The 6,603-nt window shown below is 71.7% G+C and carries 7 protein-coding genes and 1 pseudogene; 6 read left to right on the top strand and 2 right to left on the bottom strand.

Annotation, left to right across the window (positions count from 1 at the left end; genetic code table 11):
* Positions 1-859 (bottom strand): transposase (locus ABZ564_RS32510; protein ID WP_360863073.1); only part of this gene is annotated, 859 nt, incomplete at its 3' end.
* Between the two features lie 155 nt (positions 860-1,014).
* Between ABZ564_RS32510 and ABZ564_RS32505 the strand changes: the two genes are divergently transcribed.
* The 6 genes from ABZ564_RS32505 (at position 1,015) to ABZ564_RS32480 (ending at position 6,362) form a co-directional block, all read left to right on the top strand.
* Positions 1,015-2,262: an AAA family ATPase gene (locus tag ABZ564_RS32505; RefSeq protein ID WP_360863071.1), complete on the top strand. Its 1,248-nt coding sequence runs from the start codon at positions 1,015-1,017 to the stop codon at positions 2,260-2,262.
* Positions 2,263-2,375: 113 nt separating this feature from the next.
* Positions 2,376-2,714, top strand: a complete 339-nt coding sequence (locus tag ABZ564_RS32500) for a pilus assembly protein (protein ID WP_360863075.1) — start codon at positions 2,376-2,378, stop codon at positions 2,712-2,714.
* Positions 2,708-3,076 carry a TadE/TadG family type IV pilus assembly protein gene (locus ABZ564_RS32495; RefSeq protein ID WP_360863069.1) on the top strand — a complete coding sequence of 123 codons (369 nt, stop codon included), beginning with the start codon at positions 2,708-2,710 and terminating at the stop codon, positions 3,074-3,076. Before ABZ564_RS32500 ends, ABZ564_RS32495 begins: the two co-directional genes overlap by 7 nt.
* 45 nt (positions 3,077-3,121) lie before the next feature.
* Entirely contained in the window at positions 3,122-4,462 is a 1,341-nt protein-coding gene (locus ABZ564_RS32490; RefSeq protein WP_360863067.1) for a CpaF family protein, read from the top strand.
* Positions 4,463-4,508: 46 nt separating this feature from the next.
* Complete coding sequence (locus ABZ564_RS32485; protein WP_360863065.1) at positions 4,509-5,447, top strand: type II secretion system F family protein; 939 nt, start codon at positions 4,509-4,511, stop codon at positions 5,445-5,447.
* 27 nt (positions 5,448-5,474) lie between these two features.
* Positions 5,475-6,362, top strand: a complete 888-nt coding sequence (locus tag ABZ564_RS32480; protein ID WP_360863063.1) for a DUF5936 domain-containing protein — start codon at positions 5,475-5,477, stop codon at positions 6,360-6,362.
* 28 nt (positions 6,363-6,390) lie between these two features.
* Here the strand turns inward: ABZ564_RS32480 and ABZ564_RS32475 are convergent.
* A pseudogene (locus tag ABZ564_RS32475) lies at positions 6,391-6,603 on the bottom strand (hypothetical protein); the annotation flags it as partial.

Below are 6,603 nucleotides of genomic sequence, written 5' to 3'. Positions count from 1 at the left end.
CGCGGACCACCGCCTTGGCCCACTTGCGGGCGGTGTCCTGCCGCTGCCGGGCCACCTTCTTGTGCAGCTTCGCGGCCTGCCGCCGGGCGGTGCGGTAGCCCTTGGACGCGGCTTTGCCCTTGGCGGGGCGGCGGCGGGCCATCATCCGCTGATAGCGCCCCAGCCTCCGCGCCGCGCTCTTTCCATGGCCGGGGTGGGGCAGGTCGTGGGCGTCGGATGTGGTGGTGGCGGTCTCCTTCACACCCCAGTCCACCCCGAGCACACGCCCCGTGGCGGGCAGCGGGTCGGTCTCGATGGCGACGACGAACGAGGCGTACCAGTGCCCCAGACTGTCCCGGTACACCCGCACCGAGGACGGCACGGACGGCAGCTCGCGGGACCAGACGACCGTCAGGGCGATGCCGCCCGCCAGGTGCAGGCGGCCGTCCTTGAGGCGGAACCCGCGCCGGGTGTAGTTCAGCGTGGGCCGCGCGTCCCGCTTCCGCTTGATGCGGGGCATCCCGGCCCGCCGCCGCACCGGCAGCTTCGCCTTGATGTCCTTGACCGCCTTGGACCGGGACGTGGCGAAGTCACGGATGGTCTGCTGCTGCGGCACCGATGCACCCGCGCGCAGCCAGGACATCGACTGCCGCGCCTCGGTCAGCAACTTGTCGAGCCGGCCCGGACCACACGTCGCCTTCTCAGCCGCATCCCGGTTCGCGGCGTGGACCTTGCGGGACATGGCCACGCATTCGTTCCACACCCACCGACACCGCGCCCACTCCGCCTCAAGACCCGCCCGCGCGGTCGACGACACACGCAGCCGGAAGGTGTACCGGGCAAGCCCGGAACCCTGCTCAACCGCTGGTGTCGTCGCCATGATTCGCAACCTAACAGCCCTCACTGACAACGAAAGAAAGCACAGGTCAGAACCAATGTGCAGCGAACTCCGCCGCTTCGCGGCTCCGCAATCAGGACCCATTCCTTCCCGCCTTGAAGGACGGGGCATCCTGGTTGAGTCAAGGTGAGGACCGGATGAGCACACGCATCCTCCCGGCCGTCGGCGACGCCGACGCCGCCCGAGCCGTCTCCACGCTGCTCGGCCAGCTCCCCGACGTGGAGCCGGCCGTGCCGCTGGGCGACTCGACCTCACTGCTCGACACCCTCGCCCGGCTCGCCGCCGAATCCCTGGACGAGCTGCCCGAGGTCGTCCTCGTGCACGAACGGATCGGCCCCGTCCCGGCCCTGGAGCTGATCCGGGAAGTGGCCCTGCGCTTCCCGGCCGTCGGCGTCGTCCTCGTCACCGCCGACACGAGCCCCGGCCTCTACTCGGCCGCCATGGACTCCGGCGCACGCGGCCTGGTCGGCCTGCCCCTCTCGTACGAGGAACTGGCCCAGCGCGTCCAGGCCGCCTCCGGCTGGTCCGTCGGGGTCCGCCGCCACCTCGGAGCCGGCCCCGAGGCCCTCACCGGCCCCGGCGGCACCGTCGTCACGGTCAGCGGTGCGAAGGGCGGCGTCGGCACCACCGTCACCGCCGTCCAGCTGGCCCTGGCCGCCGCCGCCTCCGGGCACACCGTCGCCCTCGCCGACCTCGACCTCCAGTCGGGGGACGTCGCCTCCTACCTCGACGTGCAGTTCCGCCGGTCCGTCGTCGACCTCGCCACCATCCAGGACATCTCCCCCCGGGTCCTCCAGGACGCCCTGTACAACCACGAATCCGGCGTCGCCCTGCTCCTCGCACCGGCCGAGGGCGAGCGCGGCGAGGACGTCACCGACCGCGTCGTACGCCAGACCGTCAGCGCCCTGCGCCACCGCTACGAGGTCGTCGTCATCGACTGCGGCACGTACATGAACTCGGCCAACGCGGCGGCGGTCGAGATGGCGGACCGCACCGTGCTGGTCACCACCCCGGACGTGATCACCGTCCGGGCCGCCAAGCGCATGGTCCGGCTCTGGGACCGCCTCCAGGTCCGCAAGGCCGAGGAGACCGTCACCGTCGTCAACCGCCACACCCGCCAGACGGAGATCCAGCCCGCGCTGATCGAGCGGATCACCGCCACCAGGGTCGCGCGGATCGCGGTCCCGGCGAACTTCAAGGAACTCCAGGCCGTGGTGGACGCCGGACGCCTCCAGGACCTGGACGCCAAGTCCACGGTGAAGCAGGCCCTGTGGGGGATCGCCGGAGAACTCGGGCTGGTCAAGAACGCCGAAGGAACCTCCCGGCCGGGCCGGGCGAAGGGTGACCGCGCCTCCTCGGGCGGCCGACGGGGGCGTGCGAAGTGAACCTCCTGCCCGCGGACCGGCGGCGGGCGGCGGCGCGCGGGGCCCCGGGCCGCCGTGAGGCACGCGCCCCCCGTGACGCACGCGATGTCCGGTCCGACCGGGGCCAGACCGCCATCGAGTTCGTCGGCGCCCTGCCCCTGATCCTCGTCACCCTCGCGCTGCTCTGGCAGGCGGCGATGGTCTGTTACACGTACATCCTGGCGGGGAACGCCGCCGACAAGGCCGTCAGGGCCGCCGCCGTCGCGGAGGGCGACCGAACGGCCTGCGACCGGGCGGCGCGCGAGGACGTCCCCGGCGCCTGGACGACGCACGTGGAGTGCGGCGAGGCCGGCGACATGGTCACCGCGACCGTACGCATCGACGTACCCCTGTTGTTCCCCGGGGCGTTCAGCCTGCCCATGCACGCCACCGGCGAGGCCAGGGCCAGGAACGAGGGGCGTGACGCATGGTGAGACGGCACGGCACGGATTCCCGGCAGCGCGGCCAGGCGGTCATCGAGTACGTGGGTGTGCTCACCCTGCTCCTCGTCGTCGCGCTCGCCGTGGTCCAGCTCGGCCTCGCCGTGTACGCCGCCCAGCAGGCGGGTACGGCGGCGCGGGCGGCGGCCCGGGTGGCCTCCACCGAGGACCAGCAGCACCGGGCGGGCGCCGTGGCGAAGCAGTCCATGAGCAGCTGGCTGGCCGACGGGGCCACGGTCACGAGCGAGACCGGCGGCGAGGCGGTCACCGTGCACGTGCGGGTTTCCATCCCCAGCCTGCTGCCGATGTTCTCCTTCGGCTCCGTCGAGAAGAGCGCCACCATGCCGAGCGACTGACCCGGAACCGACCATGCGGCCACAGGAAACGAGGGAGTCGAGCACATGAGCCTGCGGGCGCGTATCACCAGTCCCGAACCGGCGAACGGGATGAGCGAGGAGAGCCGGCTGGTCGGCGCCTACCGCGCCAAACTCCTGGAGGAGATCGACCTCGCCGAGATGTCCGCCCTCGCGGCGGCCGAGCGCCGGGCACGCCTCGAACGCGTCCTCGGCCACATCATCAGCCGCGAGGGCCCCGTCCTGTCCTCCGTCGAACGCTCGCAGCTCATCCGGCGGGTCGTCGACGAGGCCCTGGGCCTCGGCATCCTCGAACCGCTCCTGGAGGACGCCTCCATCAGCGAGATCATGGTCAACGGCCCCGACCAGGTCTACGTGGAGCGCGGCGGCCGCCTCGAACTCCTCCCGATGCGCTTCTCGTCCGGCGAACAGCTGATGCAGACCATCGAACGCATCGTCTCCACGGTCAACCGCCGCGTGGACGAGTCCAACCCGATGGTCGACGCCCGGCTCCCCTCCGGCGAGCGCGTCAACGTGATCATCCCGCCGCTCTCCCTCTCGGGCCCCATCCTCACCATCCGGCGCTTCCCCCGCGCCTTCACGCTCCAGGAGATGATCGCGCTCGGCTCGCTGGACGAACACATGCTGGTCCTGCTCGCCGGCTTCGTCCGCGCCAAGTTCAACGTGATCGTCTCCGGCGCCACCGGCACCGGCAAGACCACCCTGCTCAACGCCCTCTCCGGCCTCATCCCCGACGGCGAGCGCATCGTGACCATCGAGGACTCCGCCGAACTCCAGCTCCAGCAGTCCCACGTCATCACCCTGGAGAGCCGCCCGCCCAACGTCGAGGGCAAGGGCCGGGTCACCATCCGCGACCTCGTCCGCAACTCGCTGCGCATGCGGCCCGACCGCATCATCGTCGGCGAGGTCCGCGGCGGTGAGACCCTGGACATGCTCCAGGCCATGTCCACCGGCCACGACGGCTCGCTCGCCACCGTCCACGCCAACAGCGCGGAGGACGCGCTGATGCGGCTGCAGACCCTCAGCTCCATGTCCGAGGTCGAGATCCCGTTCGCCGCGATCCACGACCAGATCAACAGCGCCGTCGACGTCATCATCCAGCTGACCCGGCACGGCGACGGCTCCCGCCGCGTCACCGAGATCGCCGTCGTCGACTCGTACGGCCGCGAGGACTACCGCATCGTCTCCGTCTGCCGCTTCGAGGCCCTCCCGATGGCGGCGGACGGACGCGTGTACGGGCGCTTCGCGTACTTCCCGGTGCCGCGCCGGGTCGCCGAACGCTTCTACATGGCGAACGAGACGGTCCCGGCCGCCTTCGGCGTCGCCGACACCGACGGACAACTCCTGGTCCGCACGTCCACCGCCTGACCCCGCCCCGCCTCCCGTCCGCCGCTCACCCAGAAGGCCCCCCGACATGGACAACCTCCCGCTCCTGACGGTCGGCGTGACCCTGCTCGCCTGTGTGCTCGCCGTCCTCGGCCTCCACATCCTCGCCTCGGACAGGGAACAGCAGCGGGCGCTGATCGACCGCATGTCCCAGACCGGACCACCCGAGCTCCGGGGCCGCGTCCGCCGCTTCCGGGGCCTCGACCGGCGCCTGCGCAGGACCCGCCCCGGCAAGCGCGTCGAACGCAAGCTCGCGGTCACCGGCCTCGACCTCACGCCGGGGGAGTACGTCGTCTACGCCGCCGCGGCCCTGCTCGGCCTCTACTTCGTCACGGCGGCCGTCTTCGCCCCGTTCTTCGGGCTCCTCGCCGTCCTCATCGGCGCCTGGGGCGGCAACGCCTTCCTCGACTGGCAGCGCGCCAGACGCACCGAGGCCTTCATCAACCAGCTCCCCGAACTCACCCGCGTCCTCGCCAACGCCACCCAGGCCGGCCTCGCCCTGCGCACCGCCATCTCCATGGCCGTCGAGGAACTGGACGACCCCGCCCACGAGGAGCTGCGCCGGGTCGCCGACCGGCTGGCCATCGGCCACTCCCTCGACGACGCCCTCGACGAACTCGTGGAACGGCTGCCCTCCCGCGAGCTGACCGTCCTGGTCTCCACCCTCATCCTCTCCAACCGGGCGGGCGGCCCCATCGTCTCCTCGCTGCGCAACCTCACGAACACGCTGGAGGAGCGCAAGGAGACCCGGCGCGAGGTCACCACCCTGCTCTCGCAGGTCAAGGTCACCGCCGTCGCCGTCCCCGTCCTCGGGCTGGCCTTCCTGCTCGTCATCAACGGCATGCGGGGCGGCGCGCTCGACGACATGGCCGCCGCGACCCCCGGCCGCATCGCCGTCGTCGTGGCCGTCGGCCTCTACGGCCTCGGCTTCTTCCTCATCAACCGCCTCACCCGCGTCCGCGTCTGACGGCCGGAAAGGAACGAGGAGACACGGATGGAACTCCTGCTCGCGGCCGTCATCGGACTCGCCGTACTCGGCGTCTTCCAGGGCATCCGCATGTACCGCGCCGAGGCCAAGCTCCCCGGCGACCTGGCCGTCGCCCTGGAGGTCGGCGCCAGCCGCACCAGCGCGGCCGGCTCGGCGATCGACCGGATCGGCATGCCGTACGCCCCCCGGGTCCTGTCCATGATGGGCCCCAAGCGCGTCGACAGGATTCGGCGCAAGCTGGACATGGCCGGCAACCCGCGCGGCCTGACCGTCGACCGCTACGCCGCCCGGCGCGCCGTCTACGGGGGCCTCGGCATCCTGGCCGCCCTGGCCATGCTGATGAACGGGCAGGTGGTCCTCGCCGTCGTCCTGCTCGTCTACGGCATGTTCTGGACGGACGTGATCATCCGGGCCGCCATCAGCCGGCGCAAGGACGACATCGAACGCACCCTGCCCGACTTCCTCGACGTCCTCGCGGTCGTCGTCTCCGCCGGTCTCGGCTTCCGGCAGGCACTGGAGCGGGTCGCGGAGAAGTACACCGGCCCGTGGTCCGACGAGCTGCGGATCACCCTGCGCCAGATGGACATGGGCGTCAGCAGACGCGACGCGTTCGACCAGCTCCGCAGGCGCAACGAGTCCGAACAGGTCTCCATGTTCGTCTCCGCCCTCCAGCAGGGCGAGGAGCTGGGCGCCCCCATCGTCGACACCCTGATCCAGATCGCCAACGACATGCGGCGCACCGACGCGCAGAACGCCCGGCGCAAGGCGTCCAAGGCCATCCCCAAGGCCACGCTCATCGTCACCAGCTTCATGCTCCCCGGCACGATCATCCTGATCGCGGTCGGCTTCTACTACGCGGCCGACGTGGACATCAACGGCATCTTCGGCAGCTGAACCGGCGGGCCGCCGCCCCGGGCCGTGGTCAGCGCTTGGGGCGGTCCGATGGGGCGAGCAGGGCTGCGCGGACCTCGTCGGCCTTGGCCCGGACCCGTTGGGCGGGGAGGCCTGGTGTGCGGGGGGTGAGGGCGCCTTGGCAGGTGCGGCATTTTCCGCCGGGGAGGGCTTCGGCGGGGCCGGGGGCGCGGCATTCGCTGCATTCGAGGGTGCGCAGGACGGTGCGGGGTTCGCGGGCGGG

Source organism: Streptomyces sp. NPDC019224, from assembly GCF_040632605.1.
GTDB lineage: Bacteria > Actinomycetota > Actinomycetes > Streptomycetales > Streptomycetaceae > Streptomyces.
The sequence above is the reverse complement of the archived record's forward strand: the minus strand, read 5'-3'. Positions and strand labels throughout refer to the sequence as shown.